The following is a 24,333-nucleotide window of genomic DNA, read 5'->3' on the forward strand; positions in this document are numbered from 1 at the left end:
AAAAAAGGAGTGCTTCAACACCAACTGTTTGATAGACTTATCCACAGCTGCTAACTCAAAACGCAGCGACCAGCCCTGGGTCACATTTCGATCAGCAGGCTGGGTCAAGATTCAATCAGCGCCAACAGTCATGGTTCTGCCAGTTGACGACGCCACAGCCCGAAGCCTCAAGCGTATTGCCCTTGGGGAGGTTGTCACCGTGACGCCGAAGGGTTCCATCAAAACGAAAGGACGAAGCAGATGAAAGACAGGTTCAACAATGCCGTAGGCCCACATGTGCGCGCCAAGAAGGAAGGGCCTGGAAAGGTCATTCCTGCCTTGGCCGTGGCGTCTCTCGCTGCTGGGCTGCAAGCAGCAACCCAGTTTTTCGCGCACGACTTTAGATACCAGTCGTCACTTGGCGCGAACATCCACCAAATCTATGCCCCGTGGGGAATCATCGAGTGGGCGGGCAAGTGGTATCACCAATACCCCGATGCCTTCATGCGAGCGGGCAGTATTGGTGTCGTGACGGCCGGCGCCGGCCTGCTTTCCTTGGCTGTTGCCAAGATGGTCATGGCGAATTCGTCCAAGGTGAACGAATACCTGCATGGTTCTGCCCGTTGGGCGAACGTCAGGGACATTCGGGCGGCTGGCCTGATCCCACGGACGCGCAGCTTGTTCCAGACGATCACCGGCAAAGAGGCCCCGACCAGCTCCGGCGTTTACGTCGGCGCGTGGATCGACAAGGAAGGCAAGCAGCACTACTTGCGTCACAACGGGCCAGAGCATGTCTTGTGCTACGCCCCGACCCGTTCAGGCAAGGGCGTCGGCCTGGTCGTTCCTACGCTGCTGTCCTGGGGACATAGCGCTGTCGTCACCGACCTGAAAGGCGAGCTTTGGGCTTTGACGGCTGGCTGGCGTCAGAAGCACGCGAAGAACAAGGTCTTGCGCTTCGAGCCGGCCACAGCCAGCGGAAGCATCTGCTGGAACCCCTTGGACGAAATCCGGCTGGGTACAGAAAACGAAGTCGGCGACGTGCAGAACCTTGCAACGCTGATCGTTGACCCGGACGGCAAGGGCCTTGAAAGCCACTGGCAGAAGACCAGTCAGGCGCTGCTTGTGGGCGTGATCCTGCACGCGCTCTACAAGGCCAAGGCCGAGGGCACCACGGCCAGCCTACCCAGCGTCGATGCCATGTTGGCCGACCCGAACCGCGACATTGGCGAGCTGTGGATGGAAATGACCACCTACGGCCACGCTGACGGCCAAAATCATCCCGTCATCGGGTCATCGGCCCGCGACATGATGGACAGGCCAGACGAGGAAGCTGGATCGGTGCTGTCCACCGCCAAGTCGTACTTGGCCCTCTACCGCGATCCCATCGTGGCGCGCAACGTCAGCAAGTCGGAATTCAAGATCAAAGACTTGATGCACGACGACAACGCGGTAAGCCTCTACATCGTCACCCAGCCGAACGACAAGGCCCGATTGCGGCCTCTCGTGCGCGTCATGGTCAACATGGTTGTGCGCCTGCTGGCTGACAAGATGGACTTCGAGAACGGCCGGCCGGTCGCGCATTACAAGCATCGGCTGTTGATGATGCTCGATGAGTTCCCCAGCCTCGGGAAACTCGAAATTATGCAGGAGTCGCTGGCCTTCGTGGCCGGCTACGGTATCAAGTGCTACTTGATATGCCAGGACATAAACCAGCTCAAGAGTCGAGAAACAGGCTACGGCCACGACGAAAGCATCACGTCGAACTGCCACGTTCAGAACGCCTACCCACCCAACCGCGTAGAGACGGCAGAACACCTTTCTAAGCTGACCGGCCAGACGACCGTAGCCAAGGAACAAATCACCACCAGCGGCCGCCGCACGAGCGCGTTGTTGGGGCAAGTCTCTCGCACCATCCAGGAGGTGCAACGCCCCTTGTTGACGCCAGATGAATGCCTGCGCATGCCGGGGCCGGTCAAGACCGACAGCGGCGACATTGCCGAGGCGGGCGACATGGTTGTGTATGTCGCCGGCTACCCCGCGATCTACGGCAAGCAACCGCTGTATTTCAAAGACCCAACCTTTCAAGCGCGTGCGTCCATTCCCGCGCCCAAGAACAGCGACAAGCTGCGCCAGGTTGCCGAGGTCAAGAAGGGGGAGGGCATCACGATATGAACCGCCTCTTCAAACGCATCACGGTCTATACCGCCATCGGCGGCGCTGGCCTGTTGCTGCTGGGTCTTGGCTGCTATGCAGCCGGTGCCCGCATCAACACCACCAGAAGCATCCCGCTGGGCCTGTACTGGACGAGCAGCGCGCCAGTGGAGAAGGGCGCTTACGTGCTTTTCTGCCCGCCACCGCTGGGCGTATTTGACGAGGCCAAGCAGCGCGGCTACATCGCCGCTGGATTCTGCCCCGGCAATTACAGCTACATGATGAAGCGCGTTTTAGCCGCTAAAAACGATGCTGTGTCCGTCGCCGATGACGGCGTGCGAGTGAATGGCAACCTGTTGCCGTTCAGCAAGCCATTCAAGGCCGACAAGGGCGGCCGCCCCATGCCGCGCTACCAGTCCAACAGCTACACGCTGGGCGACTACGAAGTGCTTCTCATGACCGATGTAAGCCCTATTTCGTTTGATGGCCGCTACTTCGGGCCAATCAATCGTTCGCAAATCAAGACCGTCATCACCCCGGTCGTTACCTGGTAGGAGACAAGAAAATGCGTTTATTCATTGCAGAAAAACCGAGCGTAGCAAAAGCCATTGCTGGCGAGCTGGGCGTGACCAGCAAGGGCGATGGCTTCATCCAATGCGGCGACGACACCATTACCTGGTGCTTCGGCCACATGCTTGAACAAGCTGACCCCGACGCCTACACGCCGGATGCCGTGCCCACCAGCCCGACGACTGGCAAGAAGCTCTGGCGTGTCGAAGAGCTGCCAATCATCCCCGAAACCTGGGTCATGAAGCCAAGGGCCGACGCGAAGCAGCAGCTTGCCGTGATCGGGAAATTGCTCAAGCAGGCCAGTGAAGTCGTCAATGCCGGCGACCCCGACCGCGAAGGTTAATTGCTGGTCGATGAAGTGCTGGAGCACTTCGGCAGCAACAAGCCAGTGAAACGGTTTTGGGTCAGTGCCCAAGATTCCGTTTCTGTGCAACGCGGCCTCGCCGCATTGAAGGACAACAGCCAGTATCACGGCTGGGGAGCAGCGGCGCAGGCACGCGGCCGCGCTGATTGGCTGATCGGCATGAACCTCAGCCGCGCCTACACCCTGCGCGCTGGCCGTGGCGGCTCGCGGGCGCTTCTCACCGTGGGCCGTGTACAAACACCGACCCTCGCAATCGTGGTGGCCCGTGACCGCGAAATCGAAGCCTTCAAGCCGATCCCGTACCACACCATCACCGCGCAGATTCAGCACGCTAACGGCAATTTCGTCGCACGCTGGGAAGCCAAGGAAGACCAGGCGGGCTTAGACAGCGAAGGCCGCCTTGTCGATACTGCCGTGGCAAACGCGCTCACCGAGGCGGTGACGGGCAAGCCTGGTCGAATCACCGAGTACAAGCAGGAACCGAAGAAGAAGCTGCACCCAAAAGCCTATTCGCTTTCGGACATTACCCTGGTTGCATCCAACAAGTTCGGCTACACCGCCGCCGAAGTGCTGGAAGCCTGCCAGTCGCTTTATGAAAGCAAGCTGACCAGCTACCCGCGTACCGACTGCAACTACTTGCCGGAGTCGCAGCACGCGGACGCTTCGCGCGTGCTGGCCGCCGTCAAGCACGTCAATCCAGCTCTAGCCGCGCTGGTAGACAAGGCCGACCCCACTATCAAGTCGAAGACCTGGGATGACTCCAAGATAACGGCGCATCACGGGATCATCCCGACGATGCACCAGGGCAGCGCGGCAGGGCTGAACGAGAAAGAACGCAGCATCTATGACTTGATCGTGCGCGCCTACTTGGCCCAGTTCTATCCGGTGTACGGGTGCATGAGCACCGCCGTTGCCGTGGACGTGAACGGCGAAATCTTCCGAGTCACCGGCCAGGTGACGACGCGCAACGGCTGGCGCGACGTGTACACCGTTGATGACGCCGAGGAAGCAGGCGAGGGCGGCAAGGAAGCGAGCGACAGCCAGACCCTGCCGCCGATGAAGCAAAACGATGACGTGGCCTGCACCAAGGCCACTCGGAACAACTCCAAGACGAAGCCGCCCGCACGCTTCACCGAAGGCACGCTAGGCCGTGCAATGGAGGAAATTCACAAGTTCGTGCCAGAGGCCGAACACAAGAAGATGCTCCGCGAGGGTGACGGGATCGGCACATCGGCAACGCGGGCTTCCATCATTTCCGAATTGAAGCGGCGCGAGTTCTTGGAAACCAAGGGCAAGCAAATCATCAGCACCACGCTGGGCCGCAGCCTGGTCGATGCCTTGCCCGAGGTTGTGAAAAGCCCTGTGCTGACGGCACTGTATGAACGCATGTTGAAGGGCATCGAGCAGGGTACGTCCGAGCTGGACGCCTTCATCACTAAGCAAGAGCAATTCATTCGTGAGCAAGTCACGAAGGCCAACACCGGATCGGTGTCGATTGCGGGCGGCAAGGAGGCGGTGAAAGTCTCCGAGCTGCACAAGTGCATGGCGTGCGGCAAAGGTCTATCGCGCCGGGCCAGTGCGAAGAAGAAGGGCATGTTCTGGTGGGGTTGCAGCAACTACCCGACATGCAATCAGACCTACCCCGACCTCAAGGGGAAGCCTGACTACAGCAAGGGCAAAGCCAGTTAATCAACCACGACCAGGAGCATGAACATGACCGCAGAAATCACCCGTGAAATCACCATCCAGGACTTGCCGGAAATCGCCCTGCAGGGCGTTCCGGCCATCGACGACACCGCAGCCGGCGCGGCCGCGCTGCGCGAGAAGCTGGCCGACGCGCTGACCCCCGGCTACCAGGCCGAGTTCGACCCCGAGGAAGCCGAACGAGCTGGCGCGTTCCGCGAAGACGCATTGAACGAGCTGGACGCCGCAGGAAGTACCGACGACCTGGCCGACGCCCTGGAAGAGCCGGCATTCCTGGACGACGACGGCCCCAGCGCGGAAATCCCGCCTTTCATCACCACGACCAACGCCCGCGAGCTGTACGACCTCCGGCCAGGTGAAACCGTGTCGGAGGCCATCGCCAGACGCAACGCCAAGGGGGGGGTTGATAAATGCCGCTGACCAAAGACGAAGCACAGGGGGTAGCGCGGCTGTTCATCCGCGACTACCCCGGCGCGCTTGAGCTGGCCTACAAGTTCCGCGAGAACACCACGGAGCTGTACGGCCCGCGTGCCGGGGAGGTGCCGCCAGGCATGAAAGGCGGCTACATCCCCAAGGAAACGGCCCACGCCGGCCGCACCTACCGGGGCCGCGTCGAAGTTCCGCTTGAGAACATGACCGACGCCCGCGACTTGCTGCTGACCTTGCGGCATGAGGTGCTGGGCCACTACGGGGCCAACACCTTTGCGCCAGGCGAGAAGCGGGCCTTGCTGGACGGCCTCATCGCCGCACGCGAGGAACCCAGTCTCAAGCCACTATGGGCCGACATTGACGACCGCTACGCCGGCAGCTCGCTCGACGTGCGCGCCGAAGAGGTCTATTCGCTGCATTGCGAAGGCGTTGCACCGAGTCACCACGTTGGCACAGACCAGGCGCAGCGAGGCCAGCAGGCATTCCAGGAGACATGCCTTGCACCCGTGCGGCTCATGCGAGCCGACGACCTGCAAAGCATCGCCCGCATGGTCGCACAGGGCCTGCGCGACCGCACCCGGACGCAGCAGAACTTCCCCACGACGAACGAGCTGTTCAGGAAGAAGGAAAACGATATGGAACCCAAGAAACCGTTTCATGAAACGGTCGCTGAAAAGCTGATCGAGCAGATGAAGCAAGGCACGGCACCGTGGCAAAAGCCGTGGAAGGCCGGCGACCCCGGCGCTGTCATGCCGATCAACCCGACAACCGGCAAACGGTACAAGGGCATCAATGCAATCCACTTGATGAGCCAGGGCCACACCGATCAACGCTGGATGACCTACAAGCAGGCATCGACTGTTGACGCCCAGGTGCGTAAGGGCGAGAAGGGCACGCCGATCCAATACTGGAAGTTCAGCGACGAACAGACCAAGCTCGACGCCAACGGCAAGCCCGTCCTGGACGCCAAGGGCGAGCCGATCAAGCAGACCGTCAAGCTGGAACGTCCTAGGGTGTTCTTCGCCACCGTGTTCAATGCCGAGCAGATCGACGGGCTTCCCGCATTGCAGCCGCGCCGGCAACAAGACTGGAACCCCGTGGAGCGAGCCGAGCAAATCTTGCAGGCGTCGGAAGCAGTCATCAAGCACGGCGAGCAAAACCGCGCCTTCTATCGGCCGGCGGCCGACAGCATCCACTTGCCCGACAAGGGCCAGTTCCCGGCCGCAGACAGCTACTACGCGACAGCCCTTCACGAGCTGGGCCACTGGACGGGCCACGAATCGCGGCTTGACCGCGACCTGGTGCATCCATTCGGAAGCGAGGGTTACGCCAAGGAAGAGCTGCGGGCCGAGATTGCCAGCATGATCCTTGGCGACGAGCTGGGCATCGGCCACGATCCCGGCCAGCACGTCGCCTACGTTGCGTCCTGGATCAAGGCGCTTGAGGAAGACCCGCTTGAAATTTTCCGCGCCGCGTCGGACGCCGAAAAAATTCAAGACTACGTGCTGTCGCTTGAGCAGAAGCAGGTTCAAGAGCAGTCCACGGAGCAGAGCCAGGCCGAGCAGGAAGGTCAAATACTGGCCGAGCTGCAAGAGCTGCATCAAGCCGCATACGAGGGCTATAGCCCGCTGGAATCTTGGGACAACCTCAAGGCAACCGCGCAAGCCAGCGGGTTGACGGCCACCATCGGCCGGGGCGGTGCCGGCGAGTACGACCCGCCGTATGTCGTCGCCTACGCCGACCAGGCCGGCCAGCAGACGCCCATCACCACCGAGCTTTTCAGCGATGGCAAGGCCGTTACCAGCGTCAGCGGCCAGCGCGTACCAGGCACCGGCCTGACTTCCGATCACGAATGGCAGAGCGCAGCATTGAACAACGCCGTGGCCCAGGTGCGCAGCCAGGCATTCACCCAGGGGGCAGACATGAAGCAACCCAGCATCGAGGACATTCCCGGCCGCCTGGTGGATCGGCTCGCCGACAGCGGCACCATGACCCGCGCAGATGCCGAACTTACCAGCGCCTTGCGCGACTTCAAGACGGGCAGCGATGCCACCCGCGAGGTGGACACGCAGGCCCTCAACGAGGCGGCGCAAAAAGCGATGGGCGCTACCCTGCCGAGCGACTTCACCGGCCAGGTGCAAATCTTGGGCGTGATCGAGCGCGACGGGCAAACCATGCGCGCCGATGAAGCCGGCGAACAGCCCGAGGCGTTCCAGGTGTATGCACGTCGCGGCGACGCGCAACCAGGCGAAGACGCTTTCGCCCTGGTTGCCTCGCACCCAACCGAGGCGGCCGCGCAGGAGCTGGCCGACCGGCTGGCCCTGATCGACGCCCACGCGCAAGTCAACGAGCACGACAAGGCCGCCAAGCTGGCCCGTGTCAACGAAGAGCGAGTTCGCCGCGATCCCAACAGCACCGACGAAGACATTTCAGCAGCCAAAGAAGTCCGCAAGGACGTTGAATTCACCGCCATGCAGAACGACGAAGACTTGCAACGGCGCATCGCCGAGTTCGACCGCGAGCAGCAGCAGGCGGCCGACGCGGTACGGCCTCAAGCCGAAGCGCCCGGCCTTGGCGTCAAGACCTTCATCGACGTGCCGTTCAAGCAGAAGGACGAGGCGAAAACGCTGGGTGCGAAGTGGGATCGACAAGAGCAATCTTGGTACGTGCCGGCCGGCGTCGATGCCGCGCCGTTCGCCAAGTGGGCCAAGGGAGCCGATACGGCGGCCGTGGAGCCTCCAAAACAGGCGCAGGCTGCCCAAGTACCAGCCGAGGCCCAAAAGCCCGCCAAAGAGCGCGTATACCTCGCCGTGCCCTATGGCGAGCACGTCGTGGCCAAGGCGGCCGGTGCCATGTGGGACAAAGCTGCGAAATCCTGGTTTGCCGGCCCCAAGGCCGACATGCCAAAGTTAGAGCGGTGGGCTGCTGACAAGGTGCCCGGCCAGCAAGGCCCGGCGATGACGCCAGAAGAAGAGTTTGCCGAGGCGCTGCGCTCGCTGGGTTGCGTGGTCGACGACGGCAAGCACCCAGTCATGGACGGCGCGAAGCACCGCATCGCCGTTGAGGGCGACAAGAAGGGCGAACAAGCCGGGTTCTATGTTGGGCACCTGGACGGCCACCCGGCCGGCTACATCAAGAACAACAAGACCGGCATCGACATGAAATGGAAGTCAAAGGGTTACGCCGTTGACCCGGAACAAAAGGCGCAGATGCAGGCCGAAGCCGCGGCGAAGTTGCAGTTCCGTGAAATCGAGCAAGCCAAGGTGCAGGAGCAGACCGCGCAGCGCGTCGGCCGACAAATGGCTGACCTGGTGCCGGTCACGCAGCCGACCGCTTACATGCAGGCCAAGGGCATCCAGCCGCAAGCCGGCGTGATGACGGACAGGGACGGCCAGAAAACCTACATCCCGGCGACCGACGCCAACGGCAAGCAATGGACGATGCAGTACATCCAGGAGGACGGCACCAAGCGTTTCGCCAAGGACAGCCGCAAGGAAGGCTGCTTTCATGCCGTGGGCGGCCTGGACGCGCTGGCCAAGGCCCCGGCCTTGGTCATCGGCGAAGGCTATGCGACGGCCGGCAGTCTGTCGCAGACGCTGGGCTTTGCCACCGTGGCCGCGTTCGACTCGGGCAACCTGGTGCAAGTTGCCAAGGCTTTGCACGAGAAGTTCCCGGACAAGCCGATCATCATTGCCGGCGACGACGACAAGCACCTGGAAGCTACGCAAGGCGTGAATCCCGGCCGGAGCAAGGCCGAGGAAGCGGCGAAGGCTGTAGGCGGCAAGGTTTTGCTGCCGATCTTCGCGCCTGGTGAGGCGACCTACCCGAAGGAGCTGCCACCTGTCACGCCCCAGGCTTACCGCGAGCACCTGAGCGCCACGAAGACCTTGGAGGACTCGCAGAACGAACCGGAGCGCGTGCAGCTCACCGAGCAGCAGACGGCCGAGCTGAAAGGCGCACAACTCAGCGCCGAGCAATTGGGGGCACTCAACGCGATGAAGCGACATACCGACTTCAACGACCTTGCGACCAAGAGCGAGCTGGGTCACGAAGGCATCCACCGCCAGGTCAATTCGATTGTTGATGCCGTGATCGAGAAGCACCAGGTGCGGATCGAGCAGCAGGAGAAGCACCAGGCGCAAGAGCGTGTTCAAGAACAACAACAGGAGCGGCCGCGCAGAGCTGCAAAGATCGGATAATCACTTTTGCCGCATCTAACATAGCGGTTGTTCTTCCTCCCTGACAACCCGCAGCAATTCGCCGCCTCGTCCTCCCCGAGGCGGCTTTTTTTCGTCACTGGTTGCGCCTTTGTGCCCGCCATTCCCACGGCGGCGTCGGGTTCTCATCCACCCACAAGCCGAGGCGACCTGACCGAGCGGCCGCTTCCACGTCGAGCAGTGACCGATCCACTAGGTATTGCCGGTACGCCCATGCCATGCCTTGCGCGACCATCATGCGATTCACGCTATGCCCGTCCACCAGGATCGTGCCGATCGTGCGGCCGTAGCGATCGAGGCCAGTAGTCTTCACCGTGACGAGCTGCTGGAATACGGCGGCCGCCAGCGCCTGCCGTGACCTGGTGCCGAATGCCTGCGCTTTCTCCGGCGCGTCAATCTCAGCCAGGCGCACGCGCACGGGCTTGCGGTCTACCAGCACATCCACCGTATCGCCGTCGAGAATCGACACCACGACGCCGGAGAAATCGGCATGCGCGATGCCCACCGCAAACCACAGTGCAACGGCCGCGAAAAATCGACGTGCTTTCATGCTTCGCGCTCCCCTGCCGGGCAGTGTCGGTACAACGTGGCCACCGACACGCCAACGGCGCTGGCCACCTCTTTCCGAGGCTGACCAGCGTTGAGCAATTTGCGCGCAGCATCGAGCTTGGTCGGTGTCATCGAGCGCTTGCTGCCGCCGACCTTGCTGGCACGTCTTGCGGCCGCCAGGCCGGCCATCGTGCGTTCAAGAATCAGCTCGCGTTCCATAACCGCGAGTGCGGCCATGACGTTGAAGAAGAACCGCCCAGCTGCGCCCTTGGTGTCAATCCCGTCTGTGAGCGACCGGAGATCCACCTTGCGGCCTTCGAGCGTTGCCGCGAGATCCACCAGGCCCTTCATCGAGCGCCCGAGCCGGTCTAATTTCCACACCACCAGGGAATCCCCCTCACGGCCGAAGCCGAGGGCTTCGGCCAGGCCGGCGCGATCCAGCTTGGTGCCGCTGGCCTTGTCAGTGAAGACTTTTTCGCAGCCGGCCGCCTTGAGTGCATCGAGCTGCATGGTCAAGTCCTGATCGGACGTTGACACACGCGCATAGCCAATCAACATTGCCGCACCTTTTATTCTCAAAACTCGAAAACATCACTGTAATTGAGAAGGAGCAATTGAGAAAGCGTTTTGCGAAAGAAAAAGCCCGCACGAGGCGGGCTTTTTCTGGACCTGGAAAGTCTTCGCACAAACGACCGTTTTTGCGAAGCGCACTTCGGTGCTACGCGGCCTGCCGGCGCTCCCGTTCCTTTGCTGCGCGCTCGACCGCTGCGGTCAGCGCTTCCAGACTGGGCGAGCTGACATTCAACCGCCGTGCTTCGTCTTGGGCGGCCGCTTGCGCGGCCTCGTCGCTACCCAGGAGCTTGACGAACTGGCCGCGCAAGCTGCGGCGTTGCGTCACCAAGGCGACCAATGCAGACGGTTGCCGGCGTTGCCGGCGACTCACCAGCACCAGGCCGAGAAGCAGGGATGCACTTCCAAGTGCTGCGATCAAATACCAGTTCAGCGAGTCCATACCGGCATCACCTCATCAGCACTTGCCCGCTGCCTTGAGCGGCGCATTGCAAGAACCACCAGCCGGCGCGGCGCTAGGTGCCGCCGCCTTGCTGGACTTTCCGACTTCGGTACAAACCGCATCGGACACTTGGCGGCCAAAATACGAAACCGTACCAGTGACATAGCAACCATATTGCTTGCCGGCGTTTGTTTTGACCGTGTAGCTCGACTTGAAGCCGTCATTCACGCGGTCAGAAATGGTGAATGAGCCTTTAGCCAGGCCAAGAGCCGTCGTAGTGTTTTGCTCGATGGCATCGCCGCTCACGGCCACCGAGGCGCAACCGGCAGCAAATGCCGCCAAGACGGTGACGGATACGAGCGCAGCACGGCGAATGAATGTTTGATTCATGGAGATTCCTTGTTAAGTGGTTGGTGGTTATCTGCAATATTCAGACGCGCAATACACGCGCTGATTCTTTTGCCTGGTTTGGAGGCGCATAACGCCATGCTTCGTTAGTTGGTCAAGGGAGATACAAAAACCATTTCGACTTCAACGCGCTGGTTTTCCTGCCTTCCTTCTGGCGTCGAATTGTCTGAAATGAAGTCAGCCGCCGACGCGAAATTGATGACCACTTTCAAGGGTGAAACACCGCGTGCGATCAAGTAAGAGCGAGCCGACAGGGCGCGGGACAGTGCTAGCGACTCATCCTTCGCGCTGGGCTTGTTCGTACTGGTGCGGCCCCTGATCGTCACCAACGCGGCACCGTTGGCGTCGGCCAGGCGAGTGGCCTGGTCAGCATCGGGCTTGAAGACGGCGCTGCTGTCTTTGAACGACACGATGACAGCGGCCGAAATCGGCATGCCGAACGAGCTGGGCGGGTCGGCCGCATCGACTGCAAACGTCGCCTGCGACAAAGAAAAGACGGCCAGGATGACCGCCAGAGGGAGGAATTTGCGCATGAAAAGCTCCAATCAAAAAAAGAGGTATCCGGCCTTGCTCATTGGGATGCGGATCAAGCACAACGCGAACAAGTGAATGGGGTAATAGGCATAGAAGACCCAGCGCACGCGAGGCATGCGCAGATCGACCAGGGAAGCCACCAGAACGACCGGCAAGGCCAGGAACGCCCACAGGTTGCTGTTGATGAACCAAAGCGCTGCAAGGGCCGTTAGCGCGAGCGCCAGGGGCATTGCGCCCGGTTGCTTGCAGTACCACCAGACAGCCAGGCCGAACGCCAGCGCCGGCCACCAGTATTCGACGTTTGCACCACCAACCAGGAACACGGCCGCCGCCGCGTAGCTGCCAGCCGTGCGGCGATCAAGCAAGTTGAGCGTGGCGGTCAAGGCCAGCAGCGCAAACATGATGTTCAGCGGGCGCAGAGCCGCATGAATGCCGCCAAGGATGACGAATGCCGGTATTGCCAGGGCACCAAACAGTGCGAGCCGCTTCATGGTGCGCAGGTACGAGCCACGTTCCAGGACACAAGGCCGCGCCAGGTTGTACGCCAAGACAAAGACAAACAACGGCATCGCAACACGCCCAGCGGCGAATGCTGCATCGTCGGTGCCATTGAACAAGAATTTGTTGACGTGATCGACCGTCATCAACACCAGGGCCAGCCACTTCAACGCCTCAAGCGAGCCATCAGAGACAGCCAGGCGCGGCCACGAAACTTTGTTCAGCATGCCGCTGGCTGACGCCCCCGAGCGCCGCGCCGGTCTTCCAGGCTTTCACTGATCGTAGCCGCGTGGAACTTGAGCACTACCGCCTTCACGCGCTCGCTCAAACGCGGATCGGCGAGCAATGCCGTGCAAAGCTGCGACTGCACGAACACGAGCTGCCGCTTCACTGTCTCGTTCTGCACAGCTACGCCGCGATTCAGACTTGACACGATGAAAAGTGCGTCACGCCGGAGGCAATAAACAGCCGCCCGTGCGAACGGATCAACGTCGGTAGGCTTACCAACTTTTTGCGGATTGATAGACTTCTCATCAGCCATGAACTCGACTCCTTGTAGTCGGGTGATTGGTCAGGCGGGAAAGGTGTTCTCAGCACCTTCACCCGCCGCTATGTTTTGGGTCACTTCTTGCCGCTGCGGATCGCGTAGGCCCGCAGGACGATGAACGCGACATAGAGTGCCGGTGCCACCAAAATGATCGCGCCCACTGTGCCGAGCCAGGCCGGCAACAGCCAAAGAACCAGGGCCACCAGGAACACCGGGCCGAGGCCCAAAAGAAGAAAATCCGTGTTGCTTTTGGCTTGGGACTCTGCCCAGCGGCAATAGGCTTGCATAAGCCCTTTAGCCGCTAAAGTTGGTGTCTGTTTCATGGTTGTCCGTTGATGATGAGTTTGCGCGGCACATACCCCGTGGTATTCCACGCGACGGTTTTTGCCGGCTGCTGCTGCGCCGGGGCCGCCACTGGCGTGACAACAACCGGGGCAGTCGGAGCCGAGGCCGGCAAGCCGGGCTTGGTCACGTCATACGTCACGAAACGAGCCGCCAACCAATCGGCCCACTTGACGGCTTTCACCATCAAGTCGGCGCGATAAGTGGTGTTGTAGATGTATGTCCGCGAGTGGTAATTCGCCGCTCGCGTCCACAAGTCGCCCGAGTCGTTCTTGATGTGCTGACGCAACCGCCAAGCCGCCAAATCGAACGGATAGCAACCCGCCGCCGCAACATCGTCAGCGGTGATGCCATACCGGCCCAGGGTACTCAAATACGCAGTGTTGAACTGCATCGGCCCCACGTCATGAGTACCGTTGGTATTGCGTACCCACTGGCCCGGCTTGCCCCCCTCCTTTTCGGCGACAGCTAGCACGATATTCGCAGGAATCTCGTACTTGGCCGCAGCAGAAATCGAGCACACAACGCGCTCTTGGAGCTGTGGGGGAAGATCAATAAATGGCATCACGTAACCCCTCTCTTAGCCGCCGCCCTGGTTTTGCTGCTGCTGTTGCTGCTGCTGTTGCTGCTGCTGTTGAAGAAGCCAGGCGTTGTATGCAACCAAGGCCGCGTCATACTGGTTTGCAGGCACCCAATAGCCACCATTCATAGGGTCGCCAACGTATTTCGGCGTGAGGCCGCCCAGGTTCGAGTAAGCGTTGCTGATGTACGCAGAACAGTAATCCGGCAACTGGTTGCTGATGTACGTGGTGCCACTGTCGTAATTACCGTTCCACATCAACATTTCTTGATTCAGCGAAGCGGCATCGCACCGGCCAGCACCGTTTGCGATGGCACTGACCAGTGACGACATTTGAGGCGTTTGATTGCCGGCCCGGCAGAGATTCAGGAAATTCACTCGGCCCCGGATGGTGTCCGAGAATTTGCGGTACGAAATGCTGAAAATACTTCGCGCAAAGACGGCGCACATTCGTTCGGCCGAGTCCCTGACGCGAGACAAAGAATTGCCTCGCAGGCGAGCCGGGTATCTCCCGTCAGCACGTCTTGCGCGCTGGCCGGAAGCGACATAGTTAGCGCCGCGCCGGCCACCACGGCTGACGCGATCAAGTTTTTACGTTGCATATTTATTGCCCCTTTGCAGTTACGAGGTTTTGGTGTCGCGGTCACGGAAGGCCGCCACTTCGGATTCGGCGTCAGCCGAGGTTTCAGTCCCAGCCGACAGGCTGTTGTTGTCGAACGTCGCAGATGCGCCGCCCGAATCTTTTCCGGCCGCTTCGGCGTCGGCACGCGCATTGATGGCCACTGCGATCTTGCCGCCCGTGGTTTCGCTGATGCGATCCATCGCGACATCCTTCATCGAGCTGGCCTTAGCCTTGGCAACGTCCCACGATCCTTGCGCCAGGTTGCCCGCCGTGCCGGCCGCCACCCGGCCGACCTTGGCCGCTGCCGCACCAGCAGCCGAGGCCGCCGCCGCCCGCGAACCGGCCGACTTCACTTCACCAGGTGCGCCGCCCGTGTCCCCTGCCCTCTTGGCGTCAGAACCGGCGCTTGCGCCACCCTGCGGGCCAGCTTCAGCCGTCGCCGACCCGGAGCCAGCACCCGAACCAGAGCTGCCGCCCGAGGGCGAGCCGGCCGCCTCGCTACCGCCGTCTGTGGAGCTGGACGAACCACCACCCGACGAGCTGCCGCCCATCGGGGCGCTGCCGCCGCCAGAATCGCCCATCGCCGATGCGAGGGAGCTGCCGCCGCCCGAATCACCACCGCCACCACCGACGCCGCCCGCAGCGGCCATCAGGTCGCCAGTGCCGGAGCTGCCACCACCACCGCTTTCGGAGGCGTTGGCTTTCGAGAAGGCCGCCATGAGGGCCTGTGCGCCGCCTGCCATGCTGGTTGCACCAGCCGCCAGGGCCGCGCCCGCCGTAGCCACCGCCGCGCCGCCAACGGCCGCAGCACCGATTGCAGCGCCGGCACCAAAGTCGTTCCCCAGTGCGTGAATGTGACCATCAGACAGCCCGTCAATCAGGGGTGGCACCTTGTTGACGAGCGCAAGCAGCACGACCGCCACAATCAACATCACGCCGAGTTCTTTCAAGCTGATACCGGCGCTCATGGCGGTGTAATACTGGTCAACGAAAGACTTGCCGATACCAACCAGCAGAACCATCGTCATCAGTTGGAGCGCGACGCCGAGGACGCTTTTGAAATAGCCAATCGCCATTTCAGAAGTCCACTTCGCACCGCCAAAGCCCAGAATGAAAATGCCGGCGTAGGCCAGAATCCAGCCGCTGACCAAAAGAATCAGCATATTCACGGCGACCAATGCCAAGACGACAAGCACGACTGCACTAATCAAGATGCCGCAGGCACTATCAACCGGCGACCATACCGATGATTGATCGAGCGCTTTAAAGAAAATGTCGAAGCCAATATCAACAATGCCGGATGGCGTAAGCGTTGTTGGGTTTCCGCTGGCGTTTGCAGCGATGGTGCGCAGGCTATCCATGATGCCCGTCGCCATCACTGGGCCATTGGATAGCAGCCACCAGAAGAAGCCAGTGGTGACTGTGAACCGGATAAATTCGGCGAAGAACTCGGCAATGTCGGCCTTACGCAGGGCCATCATTCCGAACGTCCACACCATGCTGATGGTGGCGAGCACCCAAAACAACCAGGTGGCGCGAGCAGAAATTGCAGAACCCCAGGTACTTGCGGCCGCCTGGTATCGGGTCAAAACAGTATCCAGAACCCCAGCGTTGTCGATGGCAGCATGGGCACTGATGGAAAAGAGCGCCAGCCACAGGAACAACGGGATAGCGGCGCTTTTGAACATGGCTGGCGGTTTCTTCATGTCGAACCTCAATAGTCTTTCTTCGGACTGGGCTTGAATACAGGGCCGGAGCGCGGGCACTTCTTGAGAAGTTCGGCCCGCTGCGCCGGGTCAGTCACCTTGTCCAAATCGGCGCAAGTTGGGCTTGCCACCGCTGGCTGTTCCTTGCCGCAACCGGCAAGGCCGGCCGCAAGAGCTGCGGCCAGAGATAACGCGATAAGTCGTTGTGTACGCATCCCCTGCCCTCCTAGTAGCTTTGCACCGTGCTGGCGCGATAGGTGCCCGTGCGGAGCTGCGTAGCCGCTGCGGCTTCCTGAGCTTCCTTGTCGGCCAGCGCTTGGTCGCGCGTTGCGATCACGTTTTGCTGCGCGATCAACAGGCCGCGAATTTGCAGGAGCTGGTTACTTGCGTTGCTGGCGAGCTGGTTCGCATAACCAATCGCCTGCATCTGCCCTGACGCGCCTTGAGCGGCAGATTGCAACTGCTGCAACGTGGCGGCGTCATTCACCATGTTGGTTTGCTGTTGATCCAGCCCTTTAAACAGGGCATCCGTGGCTTTCTTCTGCGACTGGCTGCCCAGCGTGCGAGAATCAGCCATTGCGGCCCGTTGGGCGGGCGTGCAGCCGGCCGACGAATAGCAAGGCGAGTTCATGTAGGTAGACATGTCGCCAAATTTGCCGAGATAGGCATCGATGCTGCCGAGCTGGGTCTTGTAGTAATTCAGCGAGTTGACGGCCGAATTGAGCTGCGTCATCGTCGCTTGCGCCTGATCCCAAATATTCCTCAGCGGCGCGGTCGTGTTTTGCAGCATGTTTTGGTATTGCTGCAACTGCGTTTGGTACTGCTGGATTTGCTGCGCCACCGCCTCCACGTTTTCAAGCGCGCTGATGATGTTCTGCGTCAGATTCCCGGTGTCAATAACTGGGAGGCCCGCATACGCTTGAGGTATGACGCCAGGGAGGCCGGTAAGGGCCAGCGCGAGCGCGACTTTAGCGGCTAAAGTTTTCTTGGCGAAGTTCTTCATACTCATTACTCCTTCTGGTTAATAGTCAAACGACTGGTAGGGCTTGGAAAACGTCATGTCCTTTGTCACGACGATGTTGAAACGGTAGCCGGGACGAATTTCAAGCGTCGGGGCGATGTTCAAATTCTTGGCGATCATCTGAGCCGTAACACTGCCAAGTTGTTGCCCCAGTGCTTGGCTCATTGCGCTGCCGGCAGTAATTTGGGAATTCGCGCTTTGCTGCGGCTGGCTCAAACTCACCCCGGCAATCACGCCTGACATCAAGAACGCAGACCCGAAAATGCGGATGTAGTGGTTATTCACTTGGTCATTGAATCCCGCATACCCTGCGCTATCCGCGCCAGGCATCGAGCCAATATCCATCGCTTTGCCATCAGGGAAAATGATGCGTTGCCATGCAACCAAAACGCGGGATTGCCCATATACGACGCTGCTAGAATAAGCGCCAACCAAGCGAGAGCCTTGCGGAATCAACAGATATTTGCCGGTTGCCGTGTCATACACGTTTTGCGCAACTTGGCCCATGATCTGGCCGGGCAATTCGGAGTTGATCCCTGAAATCAGCGTGCCAGGAACGACGAACCCGGCGCGCAGTTCATAAGGCGAACGAGGTGCTTCCGCCGTGGAGTCCAATTTCCAGCGGTCGCCTTGCTCGTTGTTGCCGAACTGAGCAATGCTGTTGTTGGCTGCGGCTGTTTGGAGCAGTTGCGGTGCCGAGTCAGAACCCGATCCACCACCAGCCAGGCCAGAGCTTTGCACCATCGCCAGACGCGCCTTGTAGGCCGCTGTGGGGTCATTGCTGGCGTTGGCCGCAATCTGCTGCCGAACGGCCGCCAGTTTCGCAACCGTGTCTTCCATCGACCCAGCCGGTGCGGCGCTGTTGCCGGAGCTGCGGGGCGCAGTGGCATTAACGATGGTTTTGGCTTTCACCGCTTCATCGAACTGCTGCATCTTCATGATGCGGATGCGGTTGCGTTCGTCGTCGCTTGGCCCGCTCGATCCCGGCGCGTTCAGACGCTGATTGCCGGCCGAATTCGGCGGCGTCGGCGGTGTGTCCAGGTTGCCCGGCCTTGCGATGGCGACGGCACCAGATGCCGGCGTGCCCGGAGGGGTTAGGTCGCCCGGAACTGCGAGCGGTGCGGCCGCCTTCGGCTGGATGATGCCGTCCGGCCGGTCGCCCGCGATTTCCTTGGCGAACATGCTGGTGCTGCCGGCCTTCTCGGCCTTGGCCTCCGGGGCCTGGTGCTGCTTCGCGGCTCGATCCGAAGCAACCAACACCATCACCAGCAGGAACACGCCCATCAACGCGCCCACGATGTACATGGGCATGTTGTTGACGCGACGGATGCCGGCCTTCTTTGTCACTTCGCCAGGCGAAGCGTCGGGCGACATTTGATCTTCTTTGGTATCGCTCATAGTTGATTACTCCTTTCGTACCCAGTAGCCAGCGGGATAGATCACGCCGTCTTGCGCTACCTGGTAGACGCGATCAAGTGATTGCTGGCGATTGATAACCAACGTAACCCGGTAAAGATCGGAGCCTTTGACTTGATCCACGATGTACGACAGCGACAAGCCAGGCGTGGCCGCCGCTGCCGGTTCCGACGCCGAGCTGGCGGCGCTGGCCGTCTTGGGTTCAGGTTTGAACTCCATGACGGCATAGCCCTTGGAGCGCATGGACTCGACCAGGTAGGTGCCGAAGAAGTCGGGGGTGACGTGTTGAAGGTCAAAGCGTGTACTGGCCGGTGGGCACAGGGCCGCGAGCTTTTTCACAACGTCATCGACCACTTTCTTGTCGTTCGCTTGGGCGCTGTTCTGGATGAAATTGCCATACTGCGCGGGCGCTGTTGCGCAGCCGGCCAGGCCGACCAGGAGCAACGCCAGGAAGAAGAATTTGCGCATGCTTATTTCCCCTTGACGATGGTTACTTTGTCTTGGCTGCCACCGACGCCGGCAATCAAGATGGCCTTGTCAAAAATCGTGTCCACGATGTAGCGATCACCCTGGATGCGGTAATTGACCATCACGGTTTCATCGTCCGTGAACACGCCACCATCCTTGCGAACGACAAGCAGCGTGGGCGCTTCGGTTTGCGACATGGCTGTGGGCATTTGCAGGATGGTCTTGGTGCCATCGTTGTAGACACGAATCGGCTTCCAGGCCGCGCTACCCGTGACCTCGTAATTGAAGTTCAGGTCGCCCAGGTACTCGCCAGCCTTCGGAATCGTGCGTTCCTGCTTTTCCTTCACTTCGCGGGTTCTGATCGCGTCCCACTTGGCAACCGCGTCTTCCGTGTAGGTGAAGCCCACGCGAGGCATGAAGTCAGTGCGGTGCGAGCGCAAGCGGATGTGGTACGTGCGGCGGTTCGTCGTGACCACGAGTGAGGTATCCAGGCCCACGTCCAGCGGCTTGATGATGAGGTGTTGAACTTCGTCGGCACCGACGCCGCTAATCGACGGCTCGACCGTGAAGCGCGGATCACCCACATTCAGGTTGTTCACCTGTTCGCCAGGCTGCAACTCGATATCGCAGATTTGCAGCACAGCGCACACCACGTTGATTGCCTGCGCGCCGTACACGAAGCGAACAGACCCTTCCGGGCCAGATACTGGCTTCATGCCGGTGGCACTGGTCGCTTGCCACTTTTGAGCGATGGCAACAGCAGCTTTCTCCTGTGGCGTCAAAACCGGGTTTTGCTTGGAGAAGTACGCGTCGGCCGGGTTGTCACCAGCAGCCAAAGCGAGAAGGGGCGAAGCGCCCAGGATCATTGCGAAAACATACTTTTTCATGGTTAGTGCTCCTTAAACTTGTTTCGACCAGGAGAAATCACGGACATAGATGCCAAGCGGGTTATTCCGAATTTGGTCTTCCGTGGTTTGCGTTGTTGTTTGAACGGTGTAGACCGTGACCAGCGCACGCATCTTGTAGGGCTGGCCCTTCACGCCGCCTTGCCTGTCGCGCACGGTTTCAACCCAGTCCACTTGCCAGGTATCAGGCGTTTCCGGCAACACCGAGGTGATTTCGATGCTGACGGTTTCCTTTTCGGCGCGCTTGAACGGGCTGCTGTCTTCGCTGCCGTTCAACCAGTCGTTGGCCTTGGCCGTGGACGCATCCTTGGACGACAACATCGAGTAGACGTGATAGACGGCCTTGCGCTGCAAAGCCACGTCAGGCGTCACCATGCGAATGTCACTGATGAAGGAGGCCACGCTTGCATGCACCACACGCGGATCGGCGTCGGCCGCTCGTTGGGCCGGGGCAACGGCGATGGTTTCGCTGTGCTTGTCCACCTCGACCACATACGGCACGAACTTCGATTGACTGCCGATGTAGATCACGCCGCCGACACCGGCCAGCGCGATCATCAAAGCCAAGATGCCGAGCACTTGCCACATTTGGCGGTTCGCCACGTTGGCGGCCGCTTGATCGTTCCAGGTGCGGCGTGCGGCCAGGTAGGGATTCTCGTTCTCCCCTTGGCGTCTACCACCGTCCAGCGACTTGCTGTTGCGGCGCTGGTCGCTGTTGCGAGGCTTCTTGAGGATCAAGCCCTTGATCGTTTCTGCAAAGCTCATGCTGTCACTCCATAGTCGTTAAATTTCAATCCCCTGCTTGCCAGCCATTCATGCGTCCAGTCATCGCCAAACTTCGCTTCAAGGCGTTGAATCGTTGCGATGGATTCCTTGTCGGTTGCACCGACGAAGGCGAGCGCGAGCGGGCCAAGGGCCAAGTCATAAAGGCGGCGGCCAGCTTCCGAAACGCAGTAGTACTGCCGCTTCGGAATGGCTGTAGCGATGATTTCGATTTGCCGTGTGTTGAGGCCCATGCGGCGATACAAGGCGGCCGTGTCCTCGTCGCGTGCGTAGACGTTCGGCAAGAAAATCTTGGTGGCCGTGGATTCCACGATCACATCCAAGATGCCGCTGTTGGCCGCGTCGGTCAGGCTCTGCGTAGCCAGCAGCACAAGGCAATTCTTCTTGGCAAATGCCTTGAGCCATTCCCTGATCTTGTCGCGGAAAACGGGGTGGCCCAGCATGATCCAGGCTTCGTCAAGGATGATGACGGCGGGCTGGCCGACAAGGCTGCGCTCGATGCGACGGAAGAGGTACAGCAGCACCGGCAGCGCGAATTTCTCGCCCAGGTTCATCAACTCTTCAATTTCAAAGGTCGTGAACTTGGAGAGCGACAGGCCGTCGCTTTCGGCATCGAGCAAGTGACCCATCATGCCGTCCACGGTGTACTGCTTGATGCCTTCACGGATGGGCTCATCCTGGATCGTCAGCACGAACTCGGAGAGGGTGCGCGCCCCGCTCTCGTGCATGCTCATGATGGCGTTGCCGATTTCGTTGCGCTGGCCAGGCGTGGTAATCACGCCGTTGAGGGCCAAGATGGTGTCGAGCCATTCCATTGCCCAAGCGCGGTCGCCCTTGGTGCCCAGGAACTGCAAGGGGCAAAACGCCAGCTTGCTATCGTCGGCCGCGACCGAGAAGTGATTGCCGCCAACGGCTTTCGTCGTCGGGTACATCGACATGCCCTTGTCGAAGGCATAGACCGACATGCCTTCATAGCGCAGGAACTGCAAGGCGATGATGCCCAGGTGCGTCGATTTGCCGGCCCGCGTCGGGCCGAACATCAACGAGTGCCCGAGGTCGCGGATATGGAGGTTGAAGCGGAACGGCGTGGCACCGTGCGTAACGCACTGCATCAGCGGCGGGGCCAGCGGCGGGTACATCGGGCACGGTGCGTAGTTGGTGCCCGTCCAGATGGTGCTTGTCGGCAGCAGGTCGGCCAGGTTCATCGTGTTGATGAGCGGCCGGCGCACGTTCTCGACGCCATGACCTGGCAGCGATCCCAGGAAAGCGTCCTGGGTGTTGATGGTTTCGATGCGGGCTGTGAAGCCAATGCGGTTGATGGCTTTTTCCACCGACCGCGCCGCCGTTTCTAGCTTGTCGCGGTCTTCGTCCATAAGAACGACGACGCTGGTGTAGTAGCCCTGCGCAATGAGGCCGCTATTCGTTTCAGCAATGGCCGATTCGGCGTCGGCCACCATCGACATAGCATCCTGGTCAATATTGCCGCTATTCGTGTTGAATACCTGGTCGAAGAAGCCACGAATCTTCTGCTTCCACTTCTTGCGGAACTTGTCCAGGTGCGCGACGGCTTCATGGTTGTCCATGAAGATGAAACGCGACGACCAACGGTACTCGCAAGGTTGCTCGCCGAGGGCCGTCAAGATGCCTGGTGTTGACTCCAAGGGGAAGCCTTCAATGGCGACGACCTGGATGAACTTGCGCCCGATCCTCGGCACTACGCCCGCCCACATTTCTTGCCCGCCAATCAGCATGTCAAGGTACATGGGATTGCTGGGGAGCTGCACGGGATGATTCAGGCCGGTGCAGCAGAATTGCAGCCAGCGCAGGAAGTCATCGTGCGTGACCGTGGAGCCGTCTTCATTGGTGACTTTTTGGCCGCGCAAGCGATCCAGTTTCACCGCCGATGACAGACGCGATTCAATGCTCAAGCACTCGCGCTTGAAGTGGTCAATCAAGCCTTGCGTGCGTGCCTTGTGGTTCAGGGCCACGGCGTCATCGTCAAACATCAACTCGACAAACTTCTTTTGCGCGAGCAGCGGCGGGAAGTAGGTGACGGTCAGTACGAAATAGCCCTCGTACATCGTGCCCAGGCTTTCAAACAACCGACGCCGCTCTTCATCGACCGCAGCCGATACCGGATCGGGGAAATGCGAGAGCGTGCGTTCAGAGTATTTCGGAGCTGGCCGGCGCACCGCATCAACATGCACCATCCAGCCATTGCCAAGGCCAGAGAGAGCTTGATTGATGCGGAACGACACCATTTCCCGCTGTTCATCGGTGCTACTTGCGTTGTCGTCGCCCTGGTACAGCCAGGCGGCCATGAAGGTACCGTTCTTACCCACAATCACGCCGTCATCGACAACGGCTGCGTAGTTGAGTAGATCGGCGAACCCGGCAGCGGTGGAGCGGTGCTTGCGCAGCTCGATTTCGTCGTTCACGGCACGAATGCGTGAATACAAAATGAGCAGCATCACCACACCCAAGGCCGCAATAGTTATTGCGATGGTTTGGATCATTTGTATTGCTTCCCTTGGCTATTTGGATTCACGCGGAAGGGCGTGCTTCGAGGCGCGTAGTAGCGCTTGTATTTGCGGCTACGCAGGTAGACGAAGCGCAGCATGGGATCGGACTTCGCCATGAGCCGACACGCGAAGAGCGCACCGAACCACAGCAGAAGACCGATTACCGTTGCCCTCAGTTCTTGGGCGCTGAAAATCAGCGCGAATGCCAGCAGGCCAGAGAACATCACCAGTTCACGATCTCCACCCATGAACAGGTTGTGTCGATTACCGGCCCGCCGAATGGGGATCGTGCGCAGGGACATTTACGCCACCATCCGACCAGTAACCAGGGAGGTAGCAGCTTGGGCCTGCTGGATCACTGCATTGCCCAGGGATGCGATTTCAGCGCCGCGACCGAAGAAGGTGCTCATGACGTTCTGTGCGCCGACCAGCAGGGCCATGACCAGCACCAAGAAAATCAAGGTGCGGAAGAAGCCGTTGAGGTCGCCGCCGAAGATCAAGACGCCGCCCGCAACCACGATGCCGATGATCGACAGCGCGAACGCCACCGGCCCGGTCACGGAGTTTTGCAAGTTGGTCAGCCATGACTCATAGGGCAGCGAGCCGCCCGTTCCGGTCGATGCAAAGGCGTGTTGCGGGGCCAAGAAGATGAACGCCAGGAAAAGGAACAGGCCGAGCTGAAAAAGGGTGTTGCGGTTCAGTGCAACGGGTTGACGGGACAGGGTGAATTGCATTTGATCTACTCCTAAAAGAGATTGGTTTTGTTGAACTGCGAAGTGCTTGGTTAAGGTGGAAAGTGGTGTTCTCTGTCGGTTACGCGAGCCTCCCGGAAGTCATCAAGGCGGCAGCCTGGTGAAGCACAGCATCGCCAACCGACGTGATTTCAGCGCCGCGACCGAAGAAGGTGCTCATGACGTTCTGTGCGCCGACCAGCAGGGCCATGACCAGCACCAAGAAAATCAAGGTGCGGAAGAAGCCGTTGAGGTCGCCGCCGAAGATCAAGACG

26 protein-coding genes and 2 pseudogenes are annotated in these 24,333 nt (G+C 60.3%); 6 read left to right on the top strand and 22 right to left on the bottom strand.

Features of this window, described 5'->3' with window-relative positions; all coding sequences use genetic code 11:
• Window positions 1-130 precede the first annotated feature (130 nt).
• The 6 genes and pseudogenes from ACIQ0R_RS12255 to ACIQ0R_RS12280 all read left to right on the top strand — a co-directional run bounded on the left by ACIQ0R_RS12255 (window position 131) and on the right by ACIQ0R_RS12280 (window position 9,396).
• Window positions 131-244, top strand: a complete 114-nt coding sequence (locus ACIQ0R_RS12255) for a hypothetical protein (protein ID WP_395827925.1) — start codon at window positions 131-133, stop codon at window positions 242-244.
• Window positions 241-2,151: a type IV secretory system conjugative DNA transfer family protein gene (locus tag ACIQ0R_RS12260; RefSeq protein WP_395827861.1), complete on the top strand. Its 1,911-nt coding sequence runs from the start codon at window positions 241-243 to the stop codon at window positions 2,149-2,151. The genes ACIQ0R_RS12255 and ACIQ0R_RS12260 overlap by 4 nt, the downstream gene beginning before the upstream one ends.
• Complete coding sequence (traF, locus tag ACIQ0R_RS12265) at window positions 2,148-2,684, top strand: conjugative transfer signal peptidase TraF (protein WP_395827864.1); 537 nt, start codon at window positions 2,148-2,150, stop codon at window positions 2,682-2,684. Before ACIQ0R_RS12260 ends, traF begins: the two co-directional genes overlap by 4 nt.
• An 11-nt stretch (window positions 2,685-2,695) precedes the next feature.
• Window positions 2,696-4,753 (top strand): annotated as a pseudogene (locus tag ACIQ0R_RS12270) (DNA topoisomerase 3).
• 24 nt (window positions 4,754-4,777) lie between these two features.
• Complete coding sequence (locus ACIQ0R_RS12275; protein WP_395827867.1) at window positions 4,778-5,188, top strand: conjugal transfer protein TraD; 411 nt, start codon at window positions 4,778-4,780, stop codon at window positions 5,186-5,188.
• Window positions 5,179-9,396, top strand: a complete 4,218-nt coding sequence (locus ACIQ0R_RS12280) for a zincin-like metallopeptidase domain-containing protein (protein ID WP_395827870.1) — start codon at window positions 5,179-5,181, stop codon at window positions 9,394-9,396. The genes ACIQ0R_RS12275 and ACIQ0R_RS12280 overlap by 10 nt, the downstream gene beginning before the upstream one ends.
• A gap of 94 nt (window positions 9,397-9,490) precedes the next feature.
• On the opposite strand, the gene ACIQ0R_RS12285 is transcribed toward ACIQ0R_RS12280, so the two are convergent.
• The 22 genes and pseudogenes from ACIQ0R_RS12285 to ACIQ0R_RS12390 all read right to left on the bottom strand — a co-directional run.
• Window positions 9,491-9,964, bottom strand: coding sequence for a thermonuclease family protein (locus tag ACIQ0R_RS12285; protein ID WP_395827873.1), 474 nt, complete (start codon window positions 9,962-9,964; stop codon window positions 9,491-9,493).
• Window positions 9,961-10,521 carry a recombinase family protein gene (locus tag ACIQ0R_RS12290; RefSeq protein ID WP_395827928.1) on the bottom strand — a complete coding sequence of 187 codons (561 nt, stop codon included), beginning with the start codon at window positions 10,519-10,521 and terminating at the stop codon, window positions 9,961-9,963. Before ACIQ0R_RS12290 ends, ACIQ0R_RS12285 begins: the two co-directional genes overlap by 4 nt.
• 160 nt (window positions 10,522-10,681) lie before the next feature.
• Window positions 10,682-10,975 carry a hypothetical protein gene (locus ACIQ0R_RS12295; RefSeq protein WP_395827876.1) on the bottom strand — a complete coding sequence of 98 codons (294 nt, stop codon included), beginning with the start codon at window positions 10,973-10,975 and terminating at the stop codon, window positions 10,682-10,684.
• Between the two features lie 15 nt (window positions 10,976-10,990).
• Window positions 10,991-11,365, bottom strand: a complete 375-nt coding sequence (locus ACIQ0R_RS12300) for a hypothetical protein (protein ID WP_395827879.1) — start codon at window positions 11,363-11,365, stop codon at window positions 10,991-10,993.
• Window positions 11,366-11,469: 104 nt separating this feature from the next.
• Window positions 11,470-11,916, bottom strand: coding sequence for an OmpA family protein (locus ACIQ0R_RS12305; RefSeq protein WP_395827882.1), 447 nt, complete (start codon window positions 11,914-11,916; stop codon window positions 11,470-11,472).
• Between the two features lie 12 nt (window positions 11,917-11,928).
• Window positions 11,929-12,642 (bottom strand): TraX family protein, encoded by a 714-nt coding sequence (locus ACIQ0R_RS12310; RefSeq protein WP_395827885.1) that lies wholly within the window; start codon window positions 12,640-12,642, stop codon window positions 11,929-11,931.
• Entirely contained in the window at window positions 12,636-12,956 is a 321-nt protein-coding gene (locus tag ACIQ0R_RS12315) for a hypothetical protein (RefSeq protein WP_395827888.1), read from the bottom strand. The genes ACIQ0R_RS12310 and ACIQ0R_RS12315 overlap by 7 nt, the downstream gene beginning before the upstream one ends.
• 80 nt (window positions 12,957-13,036) lie before the next feature.
• Complete coding sequence (locus ACIQ0R_RS12320) at window positions 13,037-13,285, bottom strand: conjugal transfer protein TrbO (RefSeq protein ID WP_395827891.1); 249 nt, start codon at window positions 13,283-13,285, stop codon at window positions 13,037-13,039.
• Window positions 13,282-13,869: a muramidase gene (locus tag ACIQ0R_RS12325; RefSeq protein WP_395827931.1), complete on the bottom strand. Its 588-nt coding sequence runs from the start codon at window positions 13,867-13,869 to the stop codon at window positions 13,282-13,284. Before ACIQ0R_RS12325 ends, ACIQ0R_RS12320 begins: the two co-directional genes overlap by 4 nt.
• Before the next feature lie 15 nt (window positions 13,870-13,884).
• Window positions 13,885-14,334, bottom strand: coding sequence for a TrbM/KikA/MpfK family conjugal transfer protein (locus ACIQ0R_RS12330; protein WP_395827936.1), 450 nt, complete (start codon window positions 14,332-14,334; stop codon window positions 13,885-13,887).
• A complete protein-coding gene (locus ACIQ0R_RS12335) occupies window positions 14,259-14,486 on the bottom strand; it encodes a TrbM/KikA/MpfK family conjugal transfer protein (protein ID WP_395827894.1) in 228 nt (75 codons plus the stop codon). The genes ACIQ0R_RS12330 and ACIQ0R_RS12335 overlap by 76 nt, the downstream gene beginning before the upstream one ends.
• A gap of 19 nt (window positions 14,487-14,505) precedes the next feature.
• Window positions 14,506-16,212, bottom strand: a complete 1,707-nt coding sequence (trbL, locus tag ACIQ0R_RS12340) for a P-type conjugative transfer protein TrbL (RefSeq protein ID WP_395827897.1) — start codon at window positions 16,210-16,212, stop codon at window positions 14,506-14,508.
• Window positions 16,213-16,220: 8 nt separating this feature from the next.
• Window positions 16,221-16,427, bottom strand: coding sequence for an entry exclusion lipoprotein TrbK (gene trbK, locus ACIQ0R_RS12345; protein WP_395827900.1), 207 nt, complete (start codon window positions 16,425-16,427; stop codon window positions 16,221-16,223).
• An 11-nt stretch (window positions 16,428-16,438) separates the two neighbouring features.
• Window positions 16,439-17,215: a P-type conjugative transfer protein TrbJ gene (gene trbJ / locus ACIQ0R_RS12350; protein WP_395827939.1), complete on the bottom strand. Its 777-nt coding sequence runs from the start codon at window positions 17,213-17,215 to the stop codon at window positions 16,439-16,441.
• A gap of 18 nt (window positions 17,216-17,233) precedes the next feature.
• Window positions 17,234-18,631, bottom strand: coding sequence for a TrbI/VirB10 family protein (locus tag ACIQ0R_RS12355; protein ID WP_395827903.1), 1,398 nt, complete (start codon window positions 18,629-18,631; stop codon window positions 17,234-17,236).
• Window positions 18,632-18,637: 6 nt separating this feature from the next.
• Complete coding sequence (locus ACIQ0R_RS12360) at window positions 18,638-19,117, bottom strand: lipoprotein (protein WP_395827906.1); 480 nt, start codon at window positions 19,115-19,117, stop codon at window positions 18,638-18,640.
• Between the two features lie 2 nt (window positions 19,118-19,119).
• Window positions 19,120-20,004, bottom strand: coding sequence for a P-type conjugative transfer protein TrbG (gene trbG / locus ACIQ0R_RS12365; protein WP_395827909.1), 885 nt, complete (start codon window positions 20,002-20,004; stop codon window positions 19,120-19,122).
• A 12-nt stretch (window positions 20,005-20,016) separates the two neighbouring features.
• Window positions 20,017-20,787: a conjugal transfer protein TrbF gene (locus ACIQ0R_RS12370; RefSeq protein WP_395827912.1), complete on the bottom strand. Its 771-nt coding sequence runs from the start codon at window positions 20,785-20,787 to the stop codon at window positions 20,017-20,019.
• On the bottom strand, window positions 20,784-23,321 hold the full coding sequence (locus ACIQ0R_RS12375) for a VirB4 family type IV secretion/conjugal transfer ATPase (RefSeq protein WP_395827915.1): 2,538 nt from the start codon (window positions 23,319-23,321) through the stop codon (window positions 20,784-20,786). Before ACIQ0R_RS12375 ends, ACIQ0R_RS12370 begins: the two co-directional genes overlap by 4 nt.
• Entirely contained in the window at window positions 23,318-23,629 is a 312-nt protein-coding gene (locus tag ACIQ0R_RS12380; protein ID WP_395827919.1) for a conjugal transfer protein TrbD, read from the bottom strand. Before ACIQ0R_RS12380 ends, ACIQ0R_RS12375 begins: the two co-directional genes overlap by 4 nt.
• Window positions 23,630-24,061 (bottom strand): IncP-type conjugal transfer pilin TrbC, encoded by a 432-nt coding sequence (gene trbC / locus ACIQ0R_RS12385; RefSeq protein WP_395827922.1) that lies wholly within the window; start codon window positions 24,059-24,061, stop codon window positions 23,630-23,632. It lies immediately after the preceding gene.
• A 79-nt stretch (window positions 24,062-24,140) separates the two neighbouring features.
• Window positions 24,141-24,333, bottom strand: a pseudogene (locus tag ACIQ0R_RS12390) (conjugal transfer protein TrbC); the annotation flags it as partial.

Origin of the sequence: Collimonas sp., assembly GCF_044339385.1 — a bacterium.
In the GTDB taxonomy this organism is placed as follows: domain Bacteria; phylum Pseudomonadota; class Gammaproteobacteria; order Burkholderiales; family Burkholderiaceae_D; genus Collimonas.

Coding starts and splice junctions, on each gene's coding strand:
- ACIQ0R_RS12255 (WP_395827925.1), top strand. CDS start 131: ATGGTTCTGCCAGTTGACGACGCCACAGCCCGAAGCCTCAAGCGTATT.
- ACIQ0R_RS12260 (WP_395827861.1), top strand. CDS start 241: ATGAAAGACAGGTTCAACAATGCCGTAGGCCCACATGTGCGCGCCAAG.
- traF (WP_395827864.1), top strand. CDS start 2,148: ATGAACCGCCTCTTCAAACGCATCACGGTCTATACCGCCATCGGCGGC.
- ACIQ0R_RS12275 (WP_395827867.1), top strand. CDS start 4,778: ATGACCGCAGAAATCACCCGTGAAATCACCATCCAGGACTTGCCGGAA.
- ACIQ0R_RS12280 (WP_395827870.1), top strand. CDS start 5,179: ATGCCGCTGACCAAAGACGAAGCACAGGGGGTAGCGCGGCTGTTCATC.
- ACIQ0R_RS12285 (WP_395827873.1), bottom strand. CDS start 9,964: ATGAAAGCACGTCGATTTTTCGCGGCCGTTGCACTGTGGTTTGCGGTG.
- ACIQ0R_RS12290 (WP_395827928.1), bottom strand. CDS start 10,521: ATGTTGATTGGCTATGCGCGTGTGTCAACGTCCGATCAGGACTTGACC.
- ACIQ0R_RS12295 (WP_395827876.1), bottom strand. CDS start 10,975: ATGGACTCGCTGAACTGGTATTTGATCGCAGCACTTGGAAGTGCATCC.
- ACIQ0R_RS12300 (WP_395827879.1), bottom strand. CDS start 11,365: ATGAATCAAACATTCATTCGCCGTGCTGCGCTCGTATCCGTCACCGTC.
- ACIQ0R_RS12305 (WP_395827882.1), bottom strand. CDS start 11,916: ATGCGCAAATTCCTCCCTCTGGCGGTCATCCTGGCCGTCTTTTCTTTG.
- ACIQ0R_RS12310 (WP_395827885.1), bottom strand. CDS start 12,642: ATGCTGAACAAAGTTTCGTGGCCGCGCCTGGCTGTCTCTGATGGCTCG.
- ACIQ0R_RS12315 (WP_395827888.1), bottom strand. CDS start 12,956: ATGGCTGATGAGAAGTCTATCAATCCGCAAAAAGTTGGTAAGCCTACC.
- ACIQ0R_RS12320 (WP_395827891.1), bottom strand. CDS start 13,285: ATGAAACAGACACCAACTTTAGCGGCTAAAGGGCTTATGCAAGCCTAT.
- ACIQ0R_RS12325 (WP_395827931.1), bottom strand. CDS start 13,869: ATGCCATTTATTGATCTTCCCCCACAGCTCCAAGAGCGCGTTGTGTGC.
- ACIQ0R_RS12330 (WP_395827936.1), bottom strand. CDS start 14,334: ATGTGCGCCGTCTTTGCGCGAAGTATTTTCAGCATTTCGTACCGCAAA.
- ACIQ0R_RS12335 (WP_395827894.1), bottom strand. CDS start 14,486: ATGCAACGTAAAAACTTGATCGCGTCAGCCGTGGTGGCCGGCGCGGCG.
- trbL (WP_395827897.1), bottom strand. CDS start 16,212: ATGAAGAAACCGCCAGCCATGTTCAAAAGCGCCGCTATCCCGTTGTTC.
- trbK (WP_395827900.1), bottom strand. CDS start 16,427: ATGCGTACACAACGACTTATCGCGTTATCTCTGGCCGCAGCTCTTGCG.
- trbJ (WP_395827939.1), bottom strand. CDS start 17,215: ATGAAGAACTTCGCCAAGAAAACTTTAGCCGCTAAAGTCGCGCTCGCG.
- ACIQ0R_RS12355 (WP_395827903.1), bottom strand. CDS start 18,631: ATGAGCGATACCAAAGAAGATCAAATGTCGCCCGACGCTTCGCCTGGC.
- ACIQ0R_RS12360 (WP_395827906.1), bottom strand. CDS start 19,117: ATGCGCAAATTCTTCTTCCTGGCGTTGCTCCTGGTCGGCCTGGCCGGC.
- trbG (WP_395827909.1), bottom strand. CDS start 20,004: ATGAAAAAGTATGTTTTCGCAATGATCCTGGGCGCTTCGCCCCTTCTC.
- ACIQ0R_RS12370 (WP_395827912.1), bottom strand. CDS start 20,787: ATGAGCTTTGCAGAAACGATCAAGGGCTTGATCCTCAAGAAGCCTCGC.
- ACIQ0R_RS12375 (WP_395827915.1), bottom strand. CDS start 23,321: ATGATCCAAACCATCGCAATAACTATTGCGGCCTTGGGTGTGGTGATG.
- ACIQ0R_RS12380 (WP_395827919.1), bottom strand. CDS start 23,629: ATGTCCCTGCGCACGATCCCCATTCGGCGGGCCGGTAATCGACACAAC.
- trbC (WP_395827922.1), bottom strand. CDS start 24,061: ATGCAATTCACCCTGTCCCGTCAACCCGTTGCACTGAACCGCAACACC.